This is a genomic window from Enterococcus sp. AZ129, from assembly GCF_051714505.1.
Classification (GTDB): domain Bacteria; phylum Bacillota; class Bacilli; order Lactobacillales; family Enterococcaceae; genus Enterococcus; species Enterococcus faecalis.
Genome location: NZ_JBIORY010000001.1, coordinates 576,458 through 600,888, shown reverse-complemented (window position 1 = coordinate 600,888; position 24,431 = coordinate 576,458). Strand labels below are relative to the sequence as shown.

General features: G+C 37.5%; 21 protein-coding genes and 2 other annotated features. Of the genes, 8 read left to right on the top strand and 13 right to left on the bottom strand.

The window, feature by feature from the left end; genetic code table 11:
* Window positions 1-26: 26 nt before the first annotated feature.
* Window positions 27-707 carry a YjjG family noncanonical pyrimidine nucleotidase gene (locus tag IGJ90_RS02935; RefSeq protein WP_002366238.1) on the bottom strand — a complete coding sequence of 227 codons (681 nt, stop codon included), beginning with the start codon at window positions 705-707 and terminating at the stop codon, window positions 27-29.
* The gene (locus IGJ90_RS02930) at window positions 704-1,486 is read right to left on the bottom strand and encodes a pseudouridine synthase (protein ID WP_438767550.1); all 783 of its coding nucleotides are present in this window, start codon (window positions 1,484-1,486) and stop codon (window positions 704-706) included. Before IGJ90_RS02930 ends, IGJ90_RS02935 begins: the two co-directional genes overlap by 4 nt.
* A gap of 330 nt (window positions 1,487-1,816) precedes the next feature.
* Here IGJ90_RS02930 and IGJ90_RS02925 point away from each other — a divergent pair, with 330 nt between their 5' ends.
* A complete protein-coding gene (locus tag IGJ90_RS02925) occupies window positions 1,817-2,425 on the top strand; it encodes a 50S ribosomal protein L25/general stress protein Ctc (protein ID WP_002358773.1) in 609 nt (202 codons plus the stop codon).
* 251 nt (window positions 2,426-2,676) lie between these two features.
* Window positions 2,677-3,000: a DUF960 domain-containing protein gene (locus IGJ90_RS02920; protein ID WP_002355697.1), complete on the top strand. Its 324-nt coding sequence runs from the start codon at window positions 2,677-2,679 to the stop codon at window positions 2,998-3,000.
* 69 nt (window positions 3,001-3,069) lie between these two features.
* On the opposite strand, the gene IGJ90_RS02915 is transcribed toward IGJ90_RS02920, so the two are convergent.
* The 4 genes from IGJ90_RS02915 to IGJ90_RS02900 all read right to left on the bottom strand — a co-directional run bounded on the left by IGJ90_RS02915 (window position 3,070) and on the right by IGJ90_RS02900 (window position 8,725).
* A complete protein-coding gene (locus IGJ90_RS02915) occupies window positions 3,070-6,084 on the bottom strand; it encodes a polysaccharide lyase 8 family protein (RefSeq protein WP_438767548.1) in 3,015 nt (1,004 codons plus the stop codon).
* 114 nt (window positions 6,085-6,198) lie between these two features.
* Window positions 6,199-6,999: a PTS system mannose/fructose/sorbose family transporter subunit IID gene (locus IGJ90_RS02910; protein ID WP_185946377.1), complete on the bottom strand. Its 801-nt coding sequence runs from the start codon at window positions 6,997-6,999 to the stop codon at window positions 6,199-6,201.
* Entirely contained in the window at window positions 6,992-7,783 is a 792-nt protein-coding gene (locus IGJ90_RS02905; RefSeq protein WP_002358771.1) for a PTS mannose/fructose/sorbose/N-acetylgalactosamine transporter subunit IIC, read from the bottom strand. The genes IGJ90_RS02910 and IGJ90_RS02905 overlap by 8 nt, the downstream gene beginning before the upstream one ends.
* A gap of 48 nt (window positions 7,784-7,831) precedes the next feature.
* The gene (locus tag IGJ90_RS02900) at window positions 7,832-8,725 is read right to left on the bottom strand and encodes a PTS mannose/fructose/sorbose transporter subunit IIAB (protein WP_002383065.1); all 894 of its coding nucleotides are present in this window, start codon (window positions 8,723-8,725) and stop codon (window positions 7,832-7,834) included.
* Between the two features lie 259 nt (window positions 8,726-8,984).
* On the opposite strand from IGJ90_RS02900, the gene IGJ90_RS02895 reads away from it, so the two are divergent.
* Window positions 8,985-9,692, top strand: coding sequence for a GntR family transcriptional regulator (locus IGJ90_RS02895; protein WP_002366233.1), 708 nt, complete (start codon window positions 8,985-8,987; stop codon window positions 9,690-9,692).
* Between the two features lie 24 nt (window positions 9,693-9,716).
* On the opposite strand, the gene IGJ90_RS02890 is transcribed toward IGJ90_RS02895, so the two are convergent.
* The 6 genes from IGJ90_RS02890 to IGJ90_RS02865 form a co-directional block, all read right to left on the bottom strand.
* A complete protein-coding gene (locus tag IGJ90_RS02890; protein WP_033626598.1) occupies window positions 9,717-11,495 on the bottom strand; it encodes a glycoside hydrolase family 35 protein in 1,779 nt (592 codons plus the stop codon).
* Window positions 11,496-11,507: 12 nt separating this feature from the next.
* Window positions 11,508-12,671 (bottom strand): glycoside hydrolase family 88 protein, encoded by a 1,164-nt coding sequence (locus tag IGJ90_RS02885; RefSeq protein ID WP_002390979.1) that lies wholly within the window; start codon window positions 12,669-12,671, stop codon window positions 11,508-11,510.
* A 382-nt stretch (window positions 12,672-13,053) separates the two neighbouring features.
* Window positions 13,054-13,881 carry a hypothetical protein gene (locus IGJ90_RS02880; protein WP_002389771.1) on the bottom strand — a complete coding sequence of 276 codons (828 nt, stop codon included), beginning with the start codon at window positions 13,879-13,881 and terminating at the stop codon, window positions 13,054-13,056.
* Between the two features lie 3 nt (window positions 13,882-13,884).
* Window positions 13,885-15,624: a DUF2264 domain-containing protein gene (locus IGJ90_RS02875; RefSeq protein ID WP_163326384.1), complete on the bottom strand. Its 1,740-nt coding sequence runs from the start codon at window positions 15,622-15,624 to the stop codon at window positions 13,885-13,887.
* A 380-nt stretch (window positions 15,625-16,004) separates the two neighbouring features.
* Window positions 16,005-16,253, bottom strand: a complete 249-nt coding sequence (locus IGJ90_RS02870; RefSeq protein ID WP_002355684.1) for a GlsB/YeaQ/YmgE family stress response membrane protein — start codon at window positions 16,251-16,253, stop codon at window positions 16,005-16,007.
* Window positions 16,254-16,359: 106 nt separating this feature from the next.
* Entirely contained in the window at window positions 16,360-17,991 is a 1,632-nt protein-coding gene (locus IGJ90_RS02865; RefSeq protein ID WP_438767545.1) for a peptide ABC transporter substrate-binding protein, read from the bottom strand.
* Window positions 17,992-18,138: 147 nt separating this feature from the next.
* Window positions 18,139-18,371, top strand: a binding site (T-box leader).
* A gap of 155 nt (window positions 18,372-18,526) precedes the next feature.
* Window positions 18,527-18,769: a binding site (T-box leader), on the top strand.
* A gap of 53 nt (window positions 18,770-18,822) precedes the next feature.
* Here IGJ90_RS02865 and IGJ90_RS02860 point away from each other — a divergent pair.
* The 5 genes from IGJ90_RS02860 (at window position 18,823) to IGJ90_RS02840 (ending at window position 21,899) form a co-directional block, all read left to right on the top strand.
* Window positions 18,823-19,467, top strand: a complete 645-nt coding sequence (locus IGJ90_RS02860; RefSeq protein ID WP_002383057.1) for an amino acid ABC transporter permease — start codon at window positions 18,823-18,825, stop codon at window positions 19,465-19,467.
* Window positions 19,468-19,479: 12 nt separating this feature from the next.
* Window positions 19,480-20,115: an amino acid ABC transporter ATP-binding protein gene (locus IGJ90_RS02855; RefSeq protein ID WP_438767543.1), complete on the top strand. Its 636-nt coding sequence runs from the start codon at window positions 19,480-19,482 to the stop codon at window positions 20,113-20,115.
* A 10-nt stretch (window positions 20,116-20,125) separates the two neighbouring features.
* Window positions 20,126-20,959: an amino acid ABC transporter substrate-binding protein gene (locus tag IGJ90_RS02850; protein ID WP_438767541.1), complete on the top strand. Its 834-nt coding sequence runs from the start codon at window positions 20,126-20,128 to the stop codon at window positions 20,957-20,959.
* A gap of 175 nt (window positions 20,960-21,134) precedes the next feature.
* Window positions 21,135-21,578, top strand: a complete 444-nt coding sequence (locus IGJ90_RS02845) for a DUF2798 domain-containing protein (RefSeq protein ID WP_438767539.1) — start codon at window positions 21,135-21,137, stop codon at window positions 21,576-21,578.
* Between the two features lie 96 nt (window positions 21,579-21,674).
* Window positions 21,675-21,899 carry a DUF3955 domain-containing protein gene (locus tag IGJ90_RS02840; RefSeq protein ID WP_002383054.1) on the top strand — a complete coding sequence of 75 codons (225 nt, stop codon included), beginning with the start codon at window positions 21,675-21,677 and terminating at the stop codon, window positions 21,897-21,899.
* Between the two features lie 54 nt (window positions 21,900-21,953).
* On the opposite strand, the gene leuS is transcribed toward IGJ90_RS02840, so the two are convergent.
* Window positions 21,954-24,368: a leucine--tRNA ligase gene (gene leuS / locus IGJ90_RS02835; protein WP_438767537.1), complete on the bottom strand. Its 2,415-nt coding sequence runs from the start codon at window positions 24,366-24,368 to the stop codon at window positions 21,954-21,956.
* Window positions 24,369-24,431: the final 63 nt, after the last annotated feature.

The window sequence follows — 24,431 nt, the reverse complement described above, 5'->3', positions numbered from 1 at the left end:
TTTCCTGTACAGGAAATGTTGTTTTTTTAATGCCCAAGAATTGGTAACAACTCATCTAGCTGTTGAATCGTATAATTGGGTTGAATTGTTGGTGTTGCTGGAGCGGAGGTCGGATTGAGCCAAACAGTTTGAATTTTCGCTTGTTGGCCTCCTTGAATATCTGAATGCAAAGAATCACCAATAATCATTGTTTTTTCTCGACTAAAATTAGGAATCCGTTCAAAAACAAAATCAAAATACTCTTTCATCGGTTTTTGATAACCCACTTCTTCTGAAACAAAAATATCTTTAAAATAAGGCATTAATTTCGACTCTTCCAACCGACGATACTGTGTTTTTGCCACTCCGTTTGTCACAATATATAAATCATAATGGGGTGCTAATTTTTCCAAGATACGTTGACTATTGCCAAGCAAGTCATGTCCTTGACTTAAATATTCTCGGTAGTTTTCTCCCATTTTAACGCTATCAACTTCTCGATTAAACGCGTCAAACAATAAACCAAACCGTGTATCAAGGAGAACATCTTTTGTTATTTTTCCTTCTTCAAATGAACGCCATAATCCTTGATTAATTCGGTGGTATGTTGACTCGACTTCAGATGTAAATGGTACATTTTCTTCTTCAAATAAGGCATGGAGCGCCTTCTTTTCAGCCAATTTAAAATCTAACAATGTATCATCAACATCAAAAAGCAATGTTTTCATTTCCGTTCCTCTTCTCTTTTCAAATTACTCGGTAACGCTTTGCTTGTTTGTTGTTTTTCAATAAAAAAATAAGGCAATAGCAATTGTAACTCTTTTCTTGTTAATGAACGATAAGCACCTAAAGGTAATTGCGGATCTAGCCGCAACGGCCCCATAGTTTGACGTTTTAAAGCAGTCACTTTTTTCCCCACAGATAAAAACATTTTTTTCACTTGGTGAAATTTTCCTTCTTGAATAGTCAGGAAAACATGACTCTCCGTTTCAGTCGCTGCAAGAACAGTTATTTTTGCTGGCTTACATTGAATGCCTCCTTGCAAAACAATCCCATCTTTAAATTTAGCACAATCTTCTGCAGAGACCAAACCATTGACTTTCACTTCATAACATTTCGCTACTTCTTTATTTGGCCGAATTAATTGATACCCTAATTGTCCATTATCTGTTAATAGAAGTAACCCTTCCGTATCGCCATCGAGTCTGCCCACTGGATAAAGACCAGGGCGTCTGTCTTGTGGCGCAATCAAATCAATAACTGTTTTTTTAGATGCATCTGAGACAGCGCTAACCACACCTTTTGGCTTATTCAACATATAGTACACATGGGTCTTATGCGAAATTAATTGTCCTTTTACTTTAATCATTTGTAATTGCGCATCGACATTTTGGCTTTCATTTAAAGTCACGATGCCATCCACAGTGACCTGCTTGCCTTTGATTAATCGTTTCACCGTTTTGCGTGATCCAAACTGAAGTTCTTCTAGTAATTTATCTAATCGCATTGTTCAGCTCCATTCTGGTATAAGTATAGTGGAATCCGTTAAAGATGAAAAGTGGAAAAAGGTAATTCCTTGACGTATAAAAATATAAGTGTTACGGTTAATAAGTAAAGTAAATAAAGGTTTCTCAAAAACAGCGTAATGACCTGGGAGAGAACAACGATAACAATGAACCATTCCCATGAGTGTTGCCTGGCAATATTTGTGGGGATTTTTTGATTATTGTTAGCATTTTTCTAGACAAGAACAACTGAAAAAAGAGTTTCTTTTTTCCATTATGTTTTGTTTCTGAGTTTAACCAAATCACTCATTATTTCAAGGAGGAATTAGGTTATGTCAGTACAATTAGAAGTTAAAGAAAGAGCTATCCGTCCACGTTCACTAAGAAATCAGCTACGTCACGAAGGGAAAGTACCTGCCATTGTTTACGGTTACCAAATTGAAAGTACACCAATCTATTTTGAAGAAAAAGACTTATCAAAAATTTTACGCGAACATGGTGCTAACACCGTTATTAAAATGACAGTTGATGGGAAAAACATCAACACATTAATGTCGAAAGCACAATTAGATACCTTTACTGGTCAAATGCTTCATGTTGAATTCTTATCTGTAAATATGAAAGAAACAACAGAAGTCGAAGCAGAAGTTCAATTAATTGGTGAATCTGCAGGTGTGAAAGCTGGGGGTACCTTAGCTCAAAACTTGTACACTGTTTTAGTGGCAGCCACACCAGATAAATTGCCAGAATCAATTGAAGTAGATATTACAAACTTAGAAATTGGTGATGCTCTTACAATCGCTGATTTACCTGAACACAAAGACTATGAAATTTTAACTGATCCAGAAGAACAACTAGTTGCTATTGTTGAAGCACAAACTGCTCCTGAAGAAGAAGAAGGAACAGCTGCTGAAACGACTGAACCAGAATTAGCCGAATAAAGAGTACACTTTTGTTCAGCTGATTCTCTTAAGTTTTAGAAATGGGATGTACGTTGAAACAACGTACGTCCCATTTTCTTTTTACTGCATGTCTTGATTTCTTCACATAAATGATGACACCTGCAAAGCTAGGAAGCTACAGAGGAATATTAAATTTTTGCTAATCTACGCAATATTTTCAAACGAAACAATTTCTTTTTTTAAAATTTGCAGTATACTAAAAGTAAGTAAACAAAAAGGAGGTCATCCATATGTTTGAACGTTTTGATAGTGACCGTAGCCGCTATGCTTCATTAGGTGTTGTTTCTAGCTTACCTAGTGGCTTAATTGATAGTATTTGGTTGATTATTGACTTAAATCTAAAAGGGGTTATCCCTTTAAACGACTTACTTCACTTTGATTTGTTGAACAATAATGGCAAAGTGACTGTCCATTTTTCTCAAGAAAATAGTTCAGTAGAAATGGCCATCGACTTACCATTTAGTTATTCTACGGCATATCCGTCGCGAATTTTTGCTTTTGATGATGGCCATCGTGAAACGATTTTATTACCTGCAGAAATGTTAGAATCTTAAATAATTTCTACAAAGTAGCCTCAAATTCCAGTTTTAATCGGAATTTGAGGCTACTTTAATTTCTTTTAGTTATTCTACAATAATTTGTTTACTACTTCCTACGACATTTTCAAAATTAATAGTAAAGGTTTCTGTTGCATCATCATAAGTGATTCCGTCACTTTGACTAATTACTGTGCTGTAATTTTTTGGTATTTTTAAAGTCAGTGTCTTAGTTGTTTGTGTGGGATCAGAGAAAGTATACGTTTTTTGGTGTTGTTGTGTCTTTCTCATTAAAGAAATAGCTTTATTTGAGGTAATCCCTGCTATTGTACCGCCAGTTTCTGACCAAATGTTAACCCCAAGATAGCCTTCTTCTTCTTGCTTAACTGCTTGAATTTCTTCTGTATTTGAGAGAACTTCTACTGTTTTTTTGGCAGCATATGTTTTTAAATCAGTTTCATCGATTCCTGGTAAAACTACATAAGCATAATGCTCGTTCGTTGGGTGTTGACCATGTTGAATCGTAAATGTTCGATAATCACCTACATATTCTTTATCACTTGCAAATGCTTCATTAATTGCTTTATAGGTTCCTTTTCTAGTTTCACTTTTAACATTTACCGTTGTTTCTTCTGGAAAATAATAACCCATATTAGCATTGGAATGATCCGACTTTAGTAATAACCATTGTTTTTTACTCGTTTCATTTTTCTCATGAATCTCCCCAATATTTGATAGCACTTGATACTGATACGCATCATTTAACAAACGATTATCAACAACTGTCTCAATCGAAGCTTCTGTATCCCCTTTAATTCCTGCGCCTAATGCGATAATTTGCCCATTTAATACAAACCAAGATTTTTTAGCTTGTAGGTTCATAGGTAAAAGTTTCCCATTATTTTTGGTCCCGTCTTTATTAAGAGCCATCCCTACTACTGCCTGATTTTCTGACGTTACTCCACCAACCCATTGCTCTTTCGATGTGATTGTTGTAAATGCTGAAACTTCATCTGCCAAAGAAATGGTATCTACAGTTGTTCCTGGTAGTCGATAGGGATCTACAGTTGGCCAATAGCTGGAATTAAATTGCACCTCGTCATCATTATATACGTACATCATTCCGTCACCAGTGTGCCAGCCACGTTTATTTTCTTTATTCCCTGCTTCAAAAGATGCAGTGCGCTTTGAATACAAGCCTAGCCCAAACATATAACTAGGTGTGCGTTGGACAAATCGATCCATCGAAGCATAAAGTTTCGTGCCTGTAAAAGGAAGTTGCCCTCCCGTAATTTCTGGATTAGTTAAAAGTTGCATAGTCATCTGTAAATCATTAAAATCACGAGCATTCGTCAAATAATAATCTGGGTTCTCCTTCATCCAATATTTAACGGCTTCTTGAAATTTCTTTTGATAATTATTAGGGGCAAATTTAGCCACAATTAATAAATTATACATGGTAGTTGAGCCATAGCCTGTTTTTCCAACTGCTGGGGCTCTTGAGATGGAACGGCCATTCACAGTTGGTAGCATTTCACCTTTATAAATCAAAGGAAGAAAGGCACGATCAACATTTTCAACAAATTCTGTCACAAGAGTTGCATCCATTTGAAAAGATGAATCTGCTGTAATGGCCAAAATTTGTCCAACCCCTTTCACCAAAACATTGCCATACGAACCTGTATAAGGAATGTTATTGTGCTGGATAAAAGAACCATCTTGGTAAAAACCATCACCTTTTGTGACTAATTTAAATACATCGACGATACTACTGGATGCTTGGTTAATTTTCCCGCTATCCTTTTGTAAAATTCCTAACCCCAAAACAGTTAAAGCTAAGTCCGTTCGGTTCGCTCCTGATGTCACAAAATTTGGGATAAAAGCTAAATCCACAAACGTTCCTTGTGGTTTTGTATACAACTGTTTAAACGGATCTGGGACATAACTGCTCAGCGCATTTGTATAGATTTGTTGCTTTTCTGGAGAAACTTTATCCTCTAAAATCATTAGAATATTAAGAAACTTCTGTGGCACACCAATTTGCCAGTCCCACCAATTTCCGTGGTACTTTTTCCCATCATACCCTTTTTGCGTTACCATAAAATCTAAGCCATCAATAATGGTTGCTGCCAATTTGTCATCTTGGTAAAGCGTACTCCCCTTCGTTCCATAGGCTAACGCTAATTTTTGCAATTTGGTAAATTGAGTCGTTAAATCAGCCGATGGCGTATTGCCAGGCTCTAGTGGCCATAAATAGCTGCGGTTCGGCTCTTTATTCATCGTTTGATCGAGTTCTGTTGCTTCATTGGAGATTTTTTGGACGTAGTCTACAAGCGCTTGGTTAGTTGAATCATATTCTTTGGAAACAAGCTGATTTCGCCATTTTTCTTTTAATTCTCGGTATTCTGCAGATGAATCGATAACAGGAATGCTACCAACGGGGCCACTTTTCATAGAAATGATATTCAGCTTTGATAGATTACCAAATAGTCTAATTCCTACAGCCCCCATCCAGTCATCATTAATGGACGTACCATCAGGATAATGAACCTCTTCATTTTCATAAAATAATTGATCATTCAGAAATGTTTGAATTTTTTTCCCATCATAGCGAACCAGCAGTTTATATTGTTGGCCACTTAGTAATGTTGGCCCCGGAATATTAGTTAGCCATTTACCGCCTGGTTGTCCTAATTGCCAGCGGCCGTCACGATTATAAGCAAAAGATTGCCATTGACTCGTCTTTTGTTTATCTCCGCGAAAAACCAATCCGAAGTTACTTTGTCCTTCATATAAAAAGGTTAGTTCAAGATCTCCTGAAGATTGTTCGCGTGCATCAAGATTGATAGAGACAGATTCTAGGTTTGTCCCTTGCTTCGTGTTTGCGATCCATAAACCAGCAGAATCATTCTTTTTTTCTGCTGTTCCCACCAAATCTTGCCAATGCCCAACTTGATTGGGGAAATCTGAAATGTAAGAGGGTTGCTCAATCGTTTGGCTCGCTTCGTTTTCTTCTGCAAAAGTAAGGGTGGTTCCCATAAATCCACTCGTCAAAGCAGTAAACAGTCCGACCAGCATTACCCATATTTTCCTGTTTTTCATTCTTTCTCCTCCTAAAAAATTATTGTAAAACGCTTACATACAAATCAGAGAAAAAGAGTGAAGAAAAATACTTTCTACACTCTCCGACTCTCTGAAAATCACTTAATATACTTTTTACGCCAAAATACCAAAGGCACTCAAAACAATCGATAAAATTAAAATAATCCAAATCACTCGTGTGGAATTTAATTTCTTTTGACCTAACATCCAATAAGTCAAAAGAACAAGTAAGATTGGAACTAAGGAAGGCAAAATCGCATCTAACGTATCTTGAATAACTAATTCGACCCCGTTCTTTTTATAAACAAAAGGAACTGTCGCCTTGATAACTGAAGGAATTAAGGCACCAATCACAGTCACACCAAGAACAGTTGCTGCATTCGTAAAGGCAGATAACTTGTCTTTTAAGGTCGTCACTAGTTTGACCCCTTGCTTATAACCAAGTGGTAAGAGCGCGGCCCGACCAAACAATAGTGCAATATTTGCAATAATCCAAATAACACAGCCCACCACCGAACCATTTTGAGCCAGTGTCCCTGCAACAGAGCCGAAAATCGTCCCCCAAATAACGTGGAATAAAGAGTCCCCAACACCTGCCAAAGAACCCATCAGAGCTGTTTTTAGCGCAATAATTGTTTCTTTCGCTTTATAGCCATCTTGCTCTTCAATCGCAACATCAATCCCCATAATTAAATTCCCAAAAATAGCATTGGTGTTAAAAAATTGATTGTGTGTGCGCATCATATCTTGAAATTGTGCTTCATCATGACCATAGAATTTTTTTAAAACAGGTAAGATGCCGTATAAATATCCTGAACTCATCATACGTTCATAGTTCCAGTTTAATTGGCTTCCTAAAATATAACGCCAGCTAATTGCATTTAATTCTTTTTTTGTCAGTTTAGGCTTACTCATCGCCGTCATATCCTCCTTCAAAATCACCATTTCCTGTTGTTGCTTGTGTCGTGCTTTTTGCCCCATCACGTTTAAATACAAGCATCGCTGCTACCATCCCAACTATCGAAACACCTAACATTGGAACTTTTAAATAAGCCGCTAAGAAAAAGCCTAATAGTAAATAGGGGATATATTGCTTCGTTGGCAAGTAACGTAATAAAATCCCTACACCGACAACAGGTAATACCCCTCCAGCTGTTTTTAAGCCCGTCATTAGCCATTCTGGCATGTTATCGGTAATCGTTGTTACTACAGCATCCCCCGCTAATAACATTAATAAAATCGGAATGGCACGAGACAGTCCCCACAGAACAGAACCAGATAAAACTAAGCGTGGAATCCGTTTTACTTGCATCTTATCAATCGCTTTATCGACACTATGAAGTAAAAAGACATTACAAAAACGGGCGACTACATCTAGTTGCAACATCAACAGAGAAACAGGAACAGCTAAACCAATGCCATACTCCGCTCCTTTTCCAGAGATTACAGCGAAAGCGGTTCCTAAAACAGCCCCTGTGAAATAATCAGGTACCGATGCTCCACCAAAAGCAGCAATTCCTAAACGCATTAATTGAAGAGTGCCGCCAACCATTAAACCAGTTTTTAAATCTCCCATAATCATTCCAGAAATCATTCCAGCAATAGCTGGTTGCGTCAACGTATTTGAAATAAGTGAGTCATTAATAGCAATAAACGCATAAATAGTAATTAAAATAATTTGATACGCTGCTAAATGCATTGAAATTTCCTCCTAAATTTAAAAATATTCTTTCTTAGTCTGACAGTTTTAGCCGCGTAATTTTTTCATAAAATCAACGACTGGATCGTTTGGAACTAATTGGGCTGTCACAGTGACGCCTTTTGAAGCGATTGTTTCAAAAATTTGTTCTTCTTCTGGTAAAACTTGAATACTTTTTGTTACTTCGCGTGCTCCTTCTTTGTAACTCATATTCCCAACATTTACAGTTTTGATAGGTCCTTGCGCTTCGATAAAGCGGAGCACATCTTTCGGATTTTTAAATAATAAAAATAAACGCTGTTTACCATATTTTCCTGATTGAATATTTTTAGCGGCAGCCTCTACTCCAAGAACAGATAAACGCATCGAAGAAGGCGCTGCCATTCTCAAAGATGATTTTTGTAAAGGATCTGTAGCCGCCTCATCATTGGCTACAATTATTCGCTGTGTACTAAGACTTGTCGACCAAATTCCCGCTACTTGTCCATGAATTAACCGTTCATCAATCCGTGTGTTTACAATATTTTCTTTTCCAGCATATTGACTATAGTTACTTAACTCTTTTTCTTTGCTGGCTTCTGAAATCTCTTGTTCTGCTTGATTCATCCCAGCTTTTACATCAACAATATTTTCTTGTGCTAAACAAACTAATTCTTTAATCGAAGCCTGTTGATTAACCACTGCTTCAATCACAACAGAGAGCGTCATCCCTGCAATAATTTCCACTCCGTCAACGTTCAAATAATTCTTAGTTGCCACGTTACATGGCGTTCCTCCTAGTAAATCAGCAATAATCAGTGTCGTACCGTTAAGGGCTTTCATTTTTTCATTTAGCTCTTTCTCAAATTGAAGATTGTCACTATCTGGTCGTAATGAGACTGTATGCACGTGTTCTTGCCGACCAACGATCATTTCTAAGCTAACTTTGACGCCTTCAGCCATGCTACCATGACTAATTAGTACAATGTTTTCCACGAGTTTCCCTCCCTAGATGTAGGTGACCCTACTTAACATGTTATGTTCTCTACGAACTTACTATAACACATACTAAGTTATCCGTAAACCTAATATCTTAATATATTGAATTTTTTTTTTGAATTCTTTAAATAAAAATTGTCTTTCCTCTTTTTCAAAGTGTTTGCTAAAGGCTAGTTAACATGTTATGCTTAATTCATTCGATTACTAGAATGGAGGCAATCGCATGTTACCTAAATATGAACAAATTAAACAAGACCTTTTACGTGAAATAAAAAATCATACCTTTATTCCTGGTGATAAATTTTATTCTGAAGCCGATATTAAACGAAAATATGCTGTTAGTTCTATCACAGCTGTCAAAGCACTGAATGAGCTAACCAGTGCAGGTTACTTGTATCGTATCCAAGGAAAAGGGACCTTTGTTTCGAAATCAAAAGTTTCTCAAAATGTAAAATTTTCTGATATCGAGTTGCATTCTTTAGACTCTGAAAAAGTTAAAGTCCTTTCAATTGAAGAAGAAAATCAAGCCGAAATTTTAAAGGAATTAGGCTTACCAGCTAACGCTTCTTATTATAGAATCAAGCGTGTACGCTATTCTGAAGATACACCCTTTCTCGTACATATCACACATCTTCCCAAAAAGCTTGTTAAAGAGCCGCTCTCAAAGGACCTCACAGCTTATGCAAGTGTGTATGAACGAGTCCGTAAAGATTTTTCAGTAGACCTCTTCTCGTTGGCTTCTGTAGAAACAAATGAAATTGTCTTTCCCGAAGATGCTGAGTTATTGAATTTACTTCAATTAAGTTTTCGTGAACCCGCTGTTAAACAAGTTAAACATTCCTATCTCGCAGATGGTAGTGTTGCTGAATATATTATTAGTTATAAACATTGGAAATATTTCAAAACCAAAATAGAAGTAGAAGCCGAATAAATTTCAGCTTCTACTTCTATTTTTTTAGTCTATGATTACTTGATTCGTAAATTTCAAGTACTCAATGTTAATTCCCTCTGTTTCAAAAATTACTACTTCATTTTGTCCTTGCTGTAAAAATTCTTTGGGACAATACAGCGAATGAATGGGTCCTATTTCCCAATAACGACCTAGATGATGGCCATTGACCACAACGAATCCTTTGCCGTAGCCTCGACAGTCAATATACGTGTCTGCTAGCTGTTCTAATTCAAATGTTACTTGATAAAACGAAGGCTGCAATGGATTTTTTCCAGCTGTGTAATCAATCTTGGCTAATTGCTCTTGTGAAAAAGTTAAGGGATAGTGTTGATAGCCTTGGTGAAAATGAATGTCTTGCATCACTCCACCTCGAATTCCTTTACTTTGTGTGGGATTATTTAATTTAAAGCCATAATTAACGCGACCTAAGTTTTCCACTAAGATATCTAACGCAAGTGTGTCTTTTTCAGTTTGCCCTGAAATCAGTAGCTCTTCTCCCACTGTCTCTTGATATTGGGTAGCAGCTAAATCTCCATCTACATAAATGTGTAAACGATCACTGGCCTCGACCACTTTTAGTTTATTTTCATGATGATAATTTTTTAAATCAAACGAATAAAGCAAGTAGCCATAGCCTGAGCCAGCTTCTTCCATACTTAATGGATACACGGTGGTCTTCGGTGTCATCATTTGATCTTTTACTGCGAATAAGGATACGCTAGCAGTTACTGGAAAGCTTCCCAAATTTCCCAGTTTTTTCGTGCGTGGTTGTGCTTGCCAAACTTCTGGACATACTTCTTTAATTGCTTTTTGAACGGCATAATATTTTTCTGTTGGTTCTCCTGCTTCTGTTAATAAAGCATCATAATCATAGCTAGTGACTTGAGGTAAATCTTTTGCACCTCGCGCCGAACACCCGTTATAAAAGCCGAAATTTGTTCCTCCATGAAACATATAGAGATTTAAAGAACCCACTGCCAGCATATCTTTTACTTCCTTCGCCAAGTCGGTACCTTCTCGCTGAATCACTGGTTCGCCCCAACGATTGAACCACCCATCCCAGTATTCCATGCACATCAATGGCCATTTTTTACCATGACGAGTCATAAATTTTTTCAAAACGGCAGCATTTTCTTTCGAATGACTACCAAAATTTCCTGTCACAAAAACATCCTCTTCAATTAACGTCCCCGCATCCAAAACCTCTTCCCAAGCGCCATCAGATGTAAAAAGAGGAACCTCAATCCCCAGTTCTTCCATTATCTGCTTGGTTTGTCGCAAGTACGCTTTCTCCATGCCATAGGACCCATATTCATTTTCAACCTGCATCATGATCACTGGTCCACCTTGTGTTATCTGCAGTGGTGCTAGTTTAGGCAATAATACTTGAAAATAGTTACGAACTTTAGTCATAAAAATAGGATCTGTCGAACGTAATCGCACGCCTTTTTCTTTCAAAAGCCATGCGGGTAAGCCACCAAACTCCCATTCTGCACAAATATAAGCCGAAGGACGCAGAATAACTAGTAAATTCAGTTTTTCTGCCAAGCGGACAAATGCTTCAATGTTTTTCATTCCTTCAAAATCGTATACGCCTTCTTCTGGTTCATGAATATTCCAAGGAATGTAGGTTTCTACTGTATTAGCTCCTAAAGCTTTCAGATTATAGAGGCTATCTTCCCATTGTCTAGGTGTCATTCGAAAGTAATGAATCGCCCCGCTAATAATTTTTATTGGTTGTCCATTTAATAAAAAGTCTTCTTTAATCTCAAACGTTTGCATCATTTTTCCCCTTTACCAGTATCTTTGCCATGATGGTTTTGCTAAACGCATTAAGGCTTCCATGTAAAAATAATCGCCCCATAAGTTGGGTTCATCAATCCCTTTTCCTTCTGCATGTGCGTAAACACCATGGAGTAGCAGTCCTTCATTTTCGGAATCATTTTGCGTACGATAATATTCTCCTAATTGATAAATCATTCCTTTGGCAAGCTCTTTCGCTTGAGGAAAAGCCTGTAGTTTGTCTGCTTCCAATAAACCACATGCCGCAATTGCCAGTGCCGAGCTATCTTTGTCAGATGGCATTTGGTCATTAAAATCAAAATCCCAATAGGGAATTAAATCTGCTGGCAAATGAGCTAGAAAAACCTCCACTATTTGTGGATAAATTTCCGGAAATGGTTGGGAATGGAGAAATGTTTCGTTTAGGGGAATCCCTAAAATTGCCCAACTTTGGCCTCGTGCCCAAATGGAAGTATCACTATGTCCTTGATGCGTAGCTCCATGTTTTGGTTTGCCTGTTTCTGGATCAAAATAATAGGTATGATAAGTTGTCGCATCGGATTTAATCACCGTTTTCATTAACGTATGATAGTGACGTGAGGCAATTTCCTCATAAACCCTATTTCCAGATAATTTAGTTGCTTCAAATAAAAGCGGTAAATTCATTAATGAGTCGATAATTAATCGATATTCTTTGGGATCACCATAATGGCCCCACGCTTGAATGAAGGAGCCATTTTCTTGGAATCGTGCTGACAATACTTCAGCGGCAGCTAGCACTTCTTGTTTACAGCGCTCATCACCGGTAATTTTATACCCAGCACCCGCCGATAGACTATATAAAAAACCAATGTCATGGTGGTCCAAAACAAAATGCTCCTCTAATCGTTGTTGAAAGCTGTCAATATTTTCCATTGCCAGTAAACGAAATTTTTCTTGGTGAGACCACTCATATGCCAGCCAAAGCATGCCTGTCCAAAAGCCATTGGTCCAATCATCGTTAGCTTTGAGACGATATCGACCATTCGTAGCACAAGCTGAAGGAAACTGCGTTCCGAAACGCTGCATATTTTTAGCAATTTTTGAAACGCATTCATTTAATTGCGTTTGAATCCATTCATCTGTGACATTTTCTCCTAGAGAGATCAGTCTTTGTTTATTTTCTTGACTACACATCTCCACCACTCCTTAACTTGTTAACATATTAACTTATTGTATTATAACGTAAAAGAAAATAAAAAGCGACCTTTCTTGATTATTTCTCTTAAAAACAAGAGCGTGGGACAAAAATCACTTTGGATTTTTGCTCCACGCTCAAAAACTGATAAACGGCGGGAACAGAACCAACACTACGCGTTGCTCCGATCTCAACAACTTCTAAGAGCTAAAGCTCTAAGAGTTGAAGGTCCTTCGGAAATAAGCCGAAATTGTTGAGAATCACGAAGAACGTAGTGATTCGATGATGAACAATACCTACTTGGTCTCCAAAAATCAAAGAGAAATTTTCGGAAATTTCTTCTTATTTCTCAGAGCTAAACGGTTCTGTCCCGACCTCTTGTTATTTATTCCGACCGAATACTTCAATTTGGGTCAACGCTGGAAACGGAGAAGAGTCCAGCGCTTTTCGTAAGCATTTTAATGTCAAAGTTTGTGTTGTTTTCATTGGGAACTTTATTTCTTGAAAACAGGCGGTATTCGTTGTGGCAACTACTCGTTCCTCACCATCTGAAAAAGCTAAAGTGACTTCCTCCCAATAGCTATCATGTGGGTAATCCGCCCGAAATAGCAAGCGGATCCAGTCCGTTTCTACAGGCCTGCCAAAGTCAATCGTTAACTGTGCCTCCTTTTGCTGGTTAATTCCCCAAGAAGCAAATGGATACGAGCCATGAGAAAGGTTACCAAACTTAGAATCAATAGCATTTTTCGCAAAGAAAACAGCATCGTCTCTCGTTTCAACGTTTGCATACGCATGAGGATAGGCTCCTGAATATTCTTTTTGGTCATGTGTATTCATAGAAAGATTTTGATAATTGTCTTTTTCAAACGTGTGCGCTTGTCGAACCATTATTTGGTGCCTTGCTGAATGAAAGGCCGTATCAACAAAAGCTTTTCGAGCAGATTCTTCTAATGGAATTTGATATTCCCAAACTTTTTCTTTTAGATAAATCAATGAAGGAGCCAAAGTTTCATCTAATTGAACCATCAAATAAGGGGTAGCCCCTGTATAAGTCACTACAATTTTATCGCCAACTTGATAAAGGTACTGTTTAATTGCTAATACCGCTAACGTGTCTCCCTCCGCCACGAGTGGCGCTTCTGGCTTCTCGTGATCGATTCGGCCAGTAATAATCTGATTGTCTTTATTTTTCAATTCGATTTTTATCATTTTTTATTCCTCCCTTGTCACACCACCTACCAAACAAATCAGGCGATGCGTTCCTATTGGTAGCTCTTTTTGCAAATAAGGTAAACTTGTTCTTGGGAAAAACAACGATGTATTGGGTTCAGGTTGAAGAATACCTGCGTGGTCATACCCTTCAATTGCAACTATTTGCGAACACAATTCTCCTGAATCGACTCTAGCCCACTCTTTACCAAGTTCTTTTTCTGAAAATTTTCCAAGTAACGGTAGACTGAATCCTCCTTCGCGCACTTTTAATGGAACCGATGTCACTATTTCATGTACTCTAACATGCCATTCCCCAAAAGGATAAATGGTTGTTTCAATTTCTACTTCTTGAAAAGGTAGCCATTTATAATAAACTTGCTCCTCTGTTAAATAAAAATCATGAACTTTCCCTTTAACACGAAAATATTCACCATCACGAGAAACAGCCAATACGTTATCAAAAGCCCCCTCCTCATAACGCGCACCAGCTTTGGGAACGCTAAAACCAAAGCGGCTAGAATAGACAAATTTACTATATTTAGCCGCAGCATGTGCTTGATTTTCAAGCCATAGTCCTGCAGGATAGCCGAGGACATGCGTTTTCATTTTAGGATGGATTAATAACATGTTTCCCTTTTCTATCAAACGCTTTTCTTCTCGTTTTATCGCCAGCGGTTCAGCACGCCAAAACGGATGGTCTTGATCCACTGCGAGCAACAAAAATGTTTTAAAAGCCCAATACGGAGAGCCTGGTGCGTTATAACCTTCTGCCATTACTAAATTTTCGTAATGATAGCCAATGGACAACCGACCATCATAAGTGAAAATAGTCTGTTGCATCCAACAGTGTAAATGTTTTGCTAACAGCGTTTTTATTTGTCCCCAAGGTAAAGCCTCTACTTCTGCAAATATCAAAGCTGCGAAAAATGCTCCTTGAGCAAACCGATACGTTTGACTACGTCCGTAAGGTAACGCTTCGCCCTCCTCATCAAAATAGTACAGATAGTCTTGCGCGAACATAACGGCTCGTTCTGTAAAACGTTTCGCACGAACAGGATCTCTTTCTCGCATAAATTTGACATAAATCAAACTATAATAATGAAAAGCAAACGAAATATAATAATCTCTTTGCGTAGTTTTACCATCCATATACCAACCATCACCTAAATACATGCGTTCAATCAACGCCAATTCTTCCTCTAGTTCCGCTTGGTTAATCACTTGTCCACATTCCTCGAGTGCCAAACGAATGAGCACTTTGAAAAACGTCCAATTATTTTTAGGAATTTTACAACCAAGTGCTTTATTTAACCAAACCATGATATTTTCTTGCTGTTTCTCAGAAAAACAGGCCCAAAAATATGTCTTATGAAGCAATAAAGTTAAAGATAATGCTGCTGCTTCCACAATATATTGATCATAATCAACAATATCGCCCCAATAATCTGGGGATGACGGATCAGTTCCTGCGATTAATTTTTCCACATAAGCATCTCTTAAAACATCATCTTTACAAGTAACCCAATACGGTCCAATTCCCCATAATGGTCGAATGAGCGCTTCCATTTCAGCATGTTGCTGATCATAGACAGCACCACTGGACCCAAAATTCACGCCAGGTTTTTCTGATGTTAAAATAGCCGTTTTTAAAGGTGTCATGATTGTTTTAAAAGCTTCCAAATACGCTTCTCTGGTCAAAAAAAGATTACTTTTTAACGATTCCATGCTTTTCGCCCCCATTAGTTTAATTCAAAGAATAACAAGGGCACTTATTTTTTTCAACTATCGTTTAATGAATAAAACGGCGTATTATGAGAGCAGAATTTCACTTCCCTTGAACTTAACATATTAATTTTCTCTTTATTTTTGTTGAGCCTTGAGCTATTCACTTTATCCAACAAAACTTCCTTTATCAAAAATGAATAATAAATGAAAAATAAGCAGTCTAACGCAGGAAATTCTCATAATAAATATTTGAAAAAAAAAAAGAGTCTATGACAAAAATCCAAAGAGATTTTTGTCATAGACTTAAAATATGAGAGAAAAGACATCAAAAGTAATGGTTTGATCAACCTTCACAAGTTTTATGATGCTTTTCAAGATATCATTTTGATACAATTTTACGCCTTGCGGTTTACAATAAAAGAGTAAATAGCGATACAGATAATCGCTCCTAGCAACGCTGAGATAATTGGAAACCCGCCGATGACTGGTCCTAAAGAAGGCAACAAGAGTGATGCTACCCAACTTCCTAAAAAGCCCACGATAATATTTCCAATAATGCCACCTGGCACGTCTTTTCCTAAAATTGCGCCAGCAATTGCGCCAATAATTCCTCCGACAATTAATGCCCATAGAAAGCTAAACATTTGAAAAACCTACCTTTCATAGTTGATTTTTTTAGTTAATTTTCCTACTTTAAGGATAAAACAGAAAGCAGACTTTTTCAAAAGATAGGACTTTTCAGAAGTCAATTTATTCTTCTACATAAGCTAAACGATAGGATACTGTGCGACCAAAAGAAAATACTTGCAAGCCTTGTAATCGATCTGATTTCAAGTAACCAATGGCTCCTTGGAATAATGGTAAAACACCGGCATCTTTTTCAATTAATGTTTTTTCTAAACTTAGTAATTCATTCCAGCGTTTTTCAGGTTCATTAGCGTAATCTTTTCTAACTTTTTGGAGACCCGCATCATACGCTGAATCGTTATAACCAGAAGTATTTAAGCCACTTTTCGAGTCATAAAATTCTAAAAAATTAATGGGATCAGCATAGTCAGGTGTCCATGTTCCAAAGGCTAAATCGTAATTACCTGCTGTTTGTAAATCCAAACGATTTTGCAAAGGCAATGATTTTAATTTGATTGTTAAACCTGGTAAATTTTGTTGCAATTGCCCTTGAACAAATTCAATGGTTTTCTTGGCAATCGCTGAATCCGCTGAGATTAGTTCCAATTCAATTTTATCTTTGCCCAACTCTTCTTTCGCTTTGTTCCAGTTAGCTTGGGCTTCTTTAATATTATATGGCAATAAATCACCATTTTCTTTGCGGAAATCTTCACCTGTATCTGGATTTTTTGCAAAATTAGCTGGTACAAAACCATTTAAAGCTGTCGAGCCATCTCCTAAAATTTCTTTTGCAAAAATTTCTTTGTCAATCGCTTGTAAAAAAGCTTTTCGAACATGTTCGTTGCCGGTAATTTCACGGCGATGATTTGGGCTTAAATAACCCACCATGGCTTTAGGTACAAAATGCGCTTGTTTTGACTCTTTATACTGAAGTGCATAAGTATCTGCTAAAACAGTGTAATCTAAGTCGCCATTATCAAAAAGATTGGCTCCTGTGCCAATTTCTTTCACTACTTGAACATCAATTTCATTCAATTTTACGTGTTCTTTATCCCAATAATGATTATTCTTCTTCAATTTCCAAGTTTCGGAATTGCCATCCCAGCCTGAAATTACAAACGGCCCATTGCCAACAAAATTATCTGCAGAAGTCCCATAGGCAGTACCTTTTTCTTTGGCAAAGGCTTCATTTTTAGGCATAAAAGGTGTTCCAACTAAGACTTGGGCTAAATAAGGAATTGGATTTTCCAATGTTAGTTCTAGTGTCTGGTCATCGATTGCTTTGACACCAAATTCTTCCATCGTGGCTTGTCCTTCCCGCACCGCACGCCCATTTTTAAAAATATCCATTTGATTACTGCTACTTGAACCATACGCTGGATCGACCACGTTTCTAAACGCAACTACAAAATCCCCTGCTTTAACTGGATCCCCGTTTGTCCATTTTGCTTCTCGTAACTTGAATGTATAGACTAACCCGTCTTCACTAACTTGTGGCTCTGCTTTCGCCATAGCTAGCTCAGGATCTCCGTTTTTATCTTGTCGATACAAGCCTTCAACTACTTGACCAATCATATCGGAACTATAGACATCTGTATAATGAGCGCTGTCTAATGTCGAGAGTTCACCACCAGATGCGACGTTAATTTTCTGTGTAGATGCTTCATTCGAGGTCGTTTTCGAACCGCCACTTCCACATGCTGCTAAAACCAAGCCCAGTGCAACAAGTCCGATTAACCACTTTTTCTGTTTCATACCAAAACTCCTCCTTCTGTTCAAACAACTTACTTACATTTTACATGATTTTCCATACATTTGTCCTTTTTCAGCACTTACTTTTTGAAAGAAAAATATTTTTTTAAGAATAAGAGTTGACAGATATTTTTTCTGGTGGTACAGTATTGAAAAACAGAGAACAGAAGAGTAACTGTTTCCTTTAGTGAAGAGAGTCTTTGGTTGGTGGAAAAAGACGTAAAGAAACAGCGAACCACATCTGGGAGTTGACTTTTTGAACCCTTAGTAGGAAAGTCCGGGACCACTCGTTAACAGGCGAAGTTATGAACTTCATAAGGTTCGTGTTGCGAAACACGAATAAACTAAGGTGGAACCACGATAATTGATTATTCGTCCTTTGGCTAGTCAGCCAAAGGACTTTTTTGTTTTTTTAGATGCGCTTTTCAAACTGAGAGAATGCCTCAACTGCTCAAGTCTGTTGTCCCCTTTTCTATGTGCTCAATGGGATACGCTAGAAAAGCAACAGGTTTTCTGTTCCGTTCGAACAATTTCATACTTACAATCAAAGCTTAGGACATAGTAATTTAGCTCTTCCTTTACAGAGACTTTTTCATTGGCTGAAAGAAAAAGATGGATTCTTCTTTACTCACACCTAAAAGATGTTTTTCTGAATCCTTTAGTAAGAAAAACCGGTGACTCTATCGTTAACAGAGAGTAGTTGTCAACGCAACTACATAAGGCTTATCTTGTGAAAGATAAGTAAATTGAGGTGGCACCACGAATGCGATTCGTCCTCTTGGCTCACAGCCAAGAGGCTTTTTTGTTTTTTAATAAAAATTGTTGGAGGAAAAAATGATGGATTATATTTTAGAAATTTTACCTGCTTTAGTTAGCGGAGCTGGCATGACACTGAAAGTCTTTTTCTTTACACTCCTTGGCTCGATTCCACTGGGGATCATCATTGCCTTTATTTTACAAAGTTCGTTTAAACCTTTACGTTACTTAATTAACCTCTACATTTGGTTAATGCGCGGCACTCCGCTATTGTTACAATTAATTTTTGTTTTTTACGGCTTACCATTAATTGGTATTGTCTTTGAACGTTACGATGCAGCCTTATTCGCATTTATTTTAAATTATGCTGCGTACTTTGCTGAAATTTTTCGCGGGGGGATTCAAGCAATTCCCCAAGGTCAATATGAAGCTGCTAAGGTTTTACGTTTAACACGTTTTCAAACAGTCACCCGGATTATTTTGCCACAAGTTGTTAAAATCGTGCTGCCTTCCGTAGGAAATGAAATTATCAATTTGGTCAAGGATACTTCTCTTATTTATGTTCTTGGCTTAGGCGATCTTTTACGTGCTGGTAAAATTGCGATGAGCCGCGATGTTACATTAGTGCCATTAGCTTTAGTGGGAGTGATTTATTTACTCTTTACGGCAATTTTGACTGTTGCTTCTAAGAAAATTGAAAAATTCTATCAATATTATAAATAGGAGGACTCTACCATGTTAACTATTAAAAATTTAACCAAACATTTTGACAACCGGACCATTATTGATCACTTAAATTTAGAAATTCCAGAGGGTAAAATTTTAACGATTGTTGGTCCTTCAGGCGGCGGAAAAACCACTTTACTTCGTTGTTTGGCTGGTTTAGAAACCATTGATTCTGGTGAGCTTTTGTTGGCTGGTGTTCCTTTCAATCCTGCTGAAATGGACAATGCCGATCAAGTGGTTGGGGTCGTTTTCCAGGATTTCCAACTTTTCCCTCACTTATCAGTTTTAGAAAACATTACCTTAGCACCTACATTAGTACTAAAAGAAGAAAAAGCAAAAAGTCAGCAAGAAGCTTTAGAATTACTGGAAAAATTGGGCTTGGCTGGTAAAGAAAAACTCTATCCGTACCAACTTTCCGGTGGACAAAAACAACGAGTTGCACTTGCTCGTGCCTTAGCAATGAAGCCAAAAGTTCTTGGGTACGATGAACCAACGAGCGCGCTAGATCCAGCTTTACGCCAACAAGTGGAAGAAGTTATTTTAGATTTACGGAAACAAGGCATGACACAGATTGTCGTGACCCACGATATGGCTTTCGCTGAAAAAATTGCAGACAACCTTTTGACGGTTGCCCCCGTCCAATAGAAAGGAGTTTATGATGAAAAAGAAATATTCTTTAGCCTTGCTGGTTATCTGTTGTAGTTTACTCCTATTTGTAGGTTGTGGTAAAAGAAAAAGCAACGAAGATCAATGGACACGGATTAACGAAGAAAAACGGATTATTATTGGCTTAGATGACTCCTTTGTGCCCATGGGTTTTCAAGATAAATCAGGCAAAATTGTCGGCTTTGATGTCGACTTAGCCAAAGCGGTTTTTAAACTTTATGGCATTTCCGTTGACTTCCAACCGATTGATTGGTCTATGAAAGAAACAGAATTACAAAATCAAACCATTGATCTTATTTGGAACGGCTACACTAAAACGAGCGAGCGGGCCGAAAAAGTTCAATTCACACAACCCTACATGACGAACGACCAAGTACTTGTTTCTTTAAAAGAAAAAAACATTGCAACAGCGAGCGACATGCAAGGCAAAATTTTAGGGGTTCAAAACGGCTCTTCTGGCTATGATGGCTTCGAAAGTCAGCCCGACGTTTTGAAAAAATTTGTTAAAGACCAAACGCCTATTTTATATGACGGCTTTAATGAAGCTTTCTTAGATTTAAAATCTGGCCGAATTGATGGGCTCCTAATTGATCGCGTCTACGCCAACTACTATCTTTCCCACGAAGATAATTTAAAAAACTATACTATTTCTCATGTCGGCTATGACAATGAGGATTTTGCTGTGGGCGCCCGAAAATCAGACAATCAATTAGTCCCAAAAATCAATACTGCCTTTGAAACGTTACGAAAAGATGGCACCCTTAGTAAAATTTCTCAAAAATGGTTTGGAGAGGATGTTACAAATAACACAAAAATAAACTAAATAACGAATAAAAAGGTGTACTGCTGACTTAGTACACCTTTTTATTTGAATCAAATTCTTAGCAAATTCTAACTTATGAAGAACTTTTATTTTTGCTACACTAGTAAAAGTCGAGAGAATTTGTCCTTTTCTGCCTAGAACAATCATTACTCTCAATAAATGAAAGGAGAAAAAAATGCCTACTAATAAAAAAGAAGGAATGCTTTTTACTACGTTAATGTGCTTTCTGATGGTTTTCGGAATGAGCATCTATAATTTATTATTGCATGGAGAATTTTCATTGTACGCCTTATCAAAAGGTTTGCTTCCTGGATTTATCGTTGCTTTTATTTTAGACGTTTTCATCGTTGGTGTCTTAGCTAAGAAAATCGCTTTTTCTTTACCCTTTAATCAAGAAAAACGGCTATTACTTATTCTGACCATTTCGAGTCTCATGATTATCGGCATGGTGACTTGTATGTCTTTATTTGGCTTATTAATGAAAGGCCAGACGTTGTCACTAAGTGCGTATTTCCAAGCTTGGGGCCTGAACTTTATTGTTGCCCTTCCTTATCAATTGCTGATTGTCGGTCCCTTTTCACGTATGATCTTAACCAATTACCAACAACGACAAACTTAGAAAATAGATTTCTTATCTAAGTTTTAACAGTTGCCTAAAAAAAAGTTAACCTTTTTGATTTATCTTAGTGATAGTTCATTAAAGGAGGAACTGAAGTTGAAAAAATATCGTATTAGCTTATTTCTTGGCTTGATTAGTCTTTTATTATTTATGATCTCTATTTTAGTTGGATCAACATTATCTAGCGATGGACTTTTAAAAGAACCCGCCTTTTTCTGTACGCCGCTCGGTTACTTTTTTCTCTTCATCGCCTTGCTTTCGGTTATAACAATCACATGTAAAGAACATATGAATCAAAAAGGTAAAACAAAACAACCTTAAAAAGAGCCTGACGTTTTGATACGTCCGGCTCTTTTTTTAATAAAAACATATAACTTAATTTGCAACAATATTTACTAATTTATCTGGAACAGCAATCACTTTGCGCACTGTTTTTCCTTCAATAAATTCTTTAACAGCTTCATTGTTCATTGCAATTTGTTCTAATTCTTCTTTACTTAACCCACGAGCGACATTTTGTTTGCCACGTAATTTTCCGTTCACTTGGAAAACTACTTCCACTTCATCTTCTACTAAGGCTGCTTCATCATAGGTTGGCCAAGGGACATAAGTTAAACTTTCCTCGTTACCTAAAATTTGCCATAGTTCTTCACCAATATGTGGCGCGATTGGCGCAAGTAATTGGACAAATCCTTCCACATATTCATAAGGTAAGGCATCCACTTTATTGGCTTCATTCACAAAAACCATTAATTGAGAAATCGCTGTATTAAAGTGCAAGTTTGCCATATCTTCTGTCACTTTTTTAACCGTTTGGTGATAAACTTTCGTTAAACGGCCATCATTAATTGTGGTAATTCGGTCACGCATTTTGCCTTCTTCATCAACAATCAGACGCCAAACGCGATCTAAGAATTTACGACTTCCTTCTAAGCCATTTTCATTCCAAGCAATGGAAGCATCTAATGGGCCCATGAACATTTCATAAAGACGTAACGTATCCGCACCATATTTAGCCACCACATCATCGGGATTTACAACATTGCCACGTGATTTAGACATTTTTTCGTTGTTTTCTCCTAAAATCATACCTTGGTTGTATAATTTTTGGAAAGGTTCTTTGGTAGGAACCACACCAATATCATATAAGAATTTATGCCAAAAACGAGCATAAAGTAAATGTAGCACCGCATGTTCGGCACCACCAATATAGATATCAACTGGTAACCAACGTTTTAATTTTTCAAAATCAGCAATTTCATTTTTATTATGAGGATCAATGAATCGTAAGTAATACCAAGAGCTTCCAGCCCATTGTGGCATAGTATTCGTTTCACGTTTTCCCTTCATGCCAGTTTCAGGGTCGACAACATTGACCCATTCATCAATGTTTGCTAATGGCGATTCCCCAGTTCCACTTGGGCGAATATCCGATGTTACTGGTAAACGTAGAGGTAACTCAGATTCAGGAACCGTTGTGGTTGTTCCATCTTCCCAATGGATCACAGGAATTGGTTCACCCCAGTAGCGTTGACGAGAGAATAACCAGTCACGTAAACGATAAGATACTTCTTTTTTCCCTACGTGATTTTCTTCTAGCCACTCATTCATTTTAGCGATGGCTTCTGCTTTGTTTAATCCATTTAAGAAATCAGAATTGATATGCGGTCCATCCCCTGTATAGGCTTCTGTTGTAATGTCACCACCTTCGATTACTGGTAGGATATCAATGCCAAATGTTTTCGCAAATTCGTAATCCCGTTCATCATGCGCTGGGACCGCCATGATTGCGCCTGTGCCATAGCTTGCTAAAACATAATCGCCAATCCAAATTGGAATTTCTTGGCCATTGACCGGGTTTATCGCATACGCACCTGTGAAAACACCTGTTTTTTCTTTTGCTAAATCCGTTCTATTTAGATCAGATTTTTTTGAGGTTTCTTCAATATATGCTTCTACAGCTGCTGTTTGTTCAGGTGTCGTAATTTTTTTCACTAGTTCTAGTTCAGGAGCTAGAACAGTATAGGTTGCACCGAACAAGGTATCAGGACGGGTTGTAAACACCGTGAAACTTTCTTCTGTGCCAGCGACTTTAAAGGTCACATTGGCTCCTTCAGAACGTCCAATCCAATTTCGTTGCATATCTTTAATACTTTCTGGCCAATCAACAAGCTCTAGATCTTCTAATAAGCGATCTGCATAAGCAGTAATTTTCAGCATCCATTGACGCATTGGTCGGCGAACCACATCATAACCGCCACGTTCACTTTTTCCATCAATGACTTCTTCATTTGAAATAACAGTTCCTAGTTCAGGTACCCAGTTAACCGCAACTTCTGCTTCATAAGCTAACCCTTTTTCATATAATTTTGTAAATATCCATTGTGTCCATTTGTAATATTCAGGATCAGTGGTATTAATTTCGCGATTCCAATCATAGCTGAATCCTAGTGAATTAATTTGGCGACGGAATGTTTCGATATTTTTCTTAGTAAATTCAGCTGGGTCATTTCCTGTATCTAACGCATATTGCTCTGCTGGCAAACCAAACGCATCCCAGCCCATTGGATGCAACACATTATAGCCTTGCGCACGTTTCATACGTGAAAGAATATCGGTTGCTGTATAGCCTTCCGGGTGACCTACGTGTAAACCTTGTCCAGATGGATAGGGAAACATATCTAATGCATAAAATTTTTCTTTATTTGGGTCGTCCAATGTATTGAAACAATTGTTCTTAGCCCAATATTTTTGCCATTTCTTCTCAATCTCTTTGTGATTGTAGCTCATGTTATTCCTCCTAGTAATATAAAATTTTTCATTCTTAAAATTTGCCACCTGCAGCCATTGTCA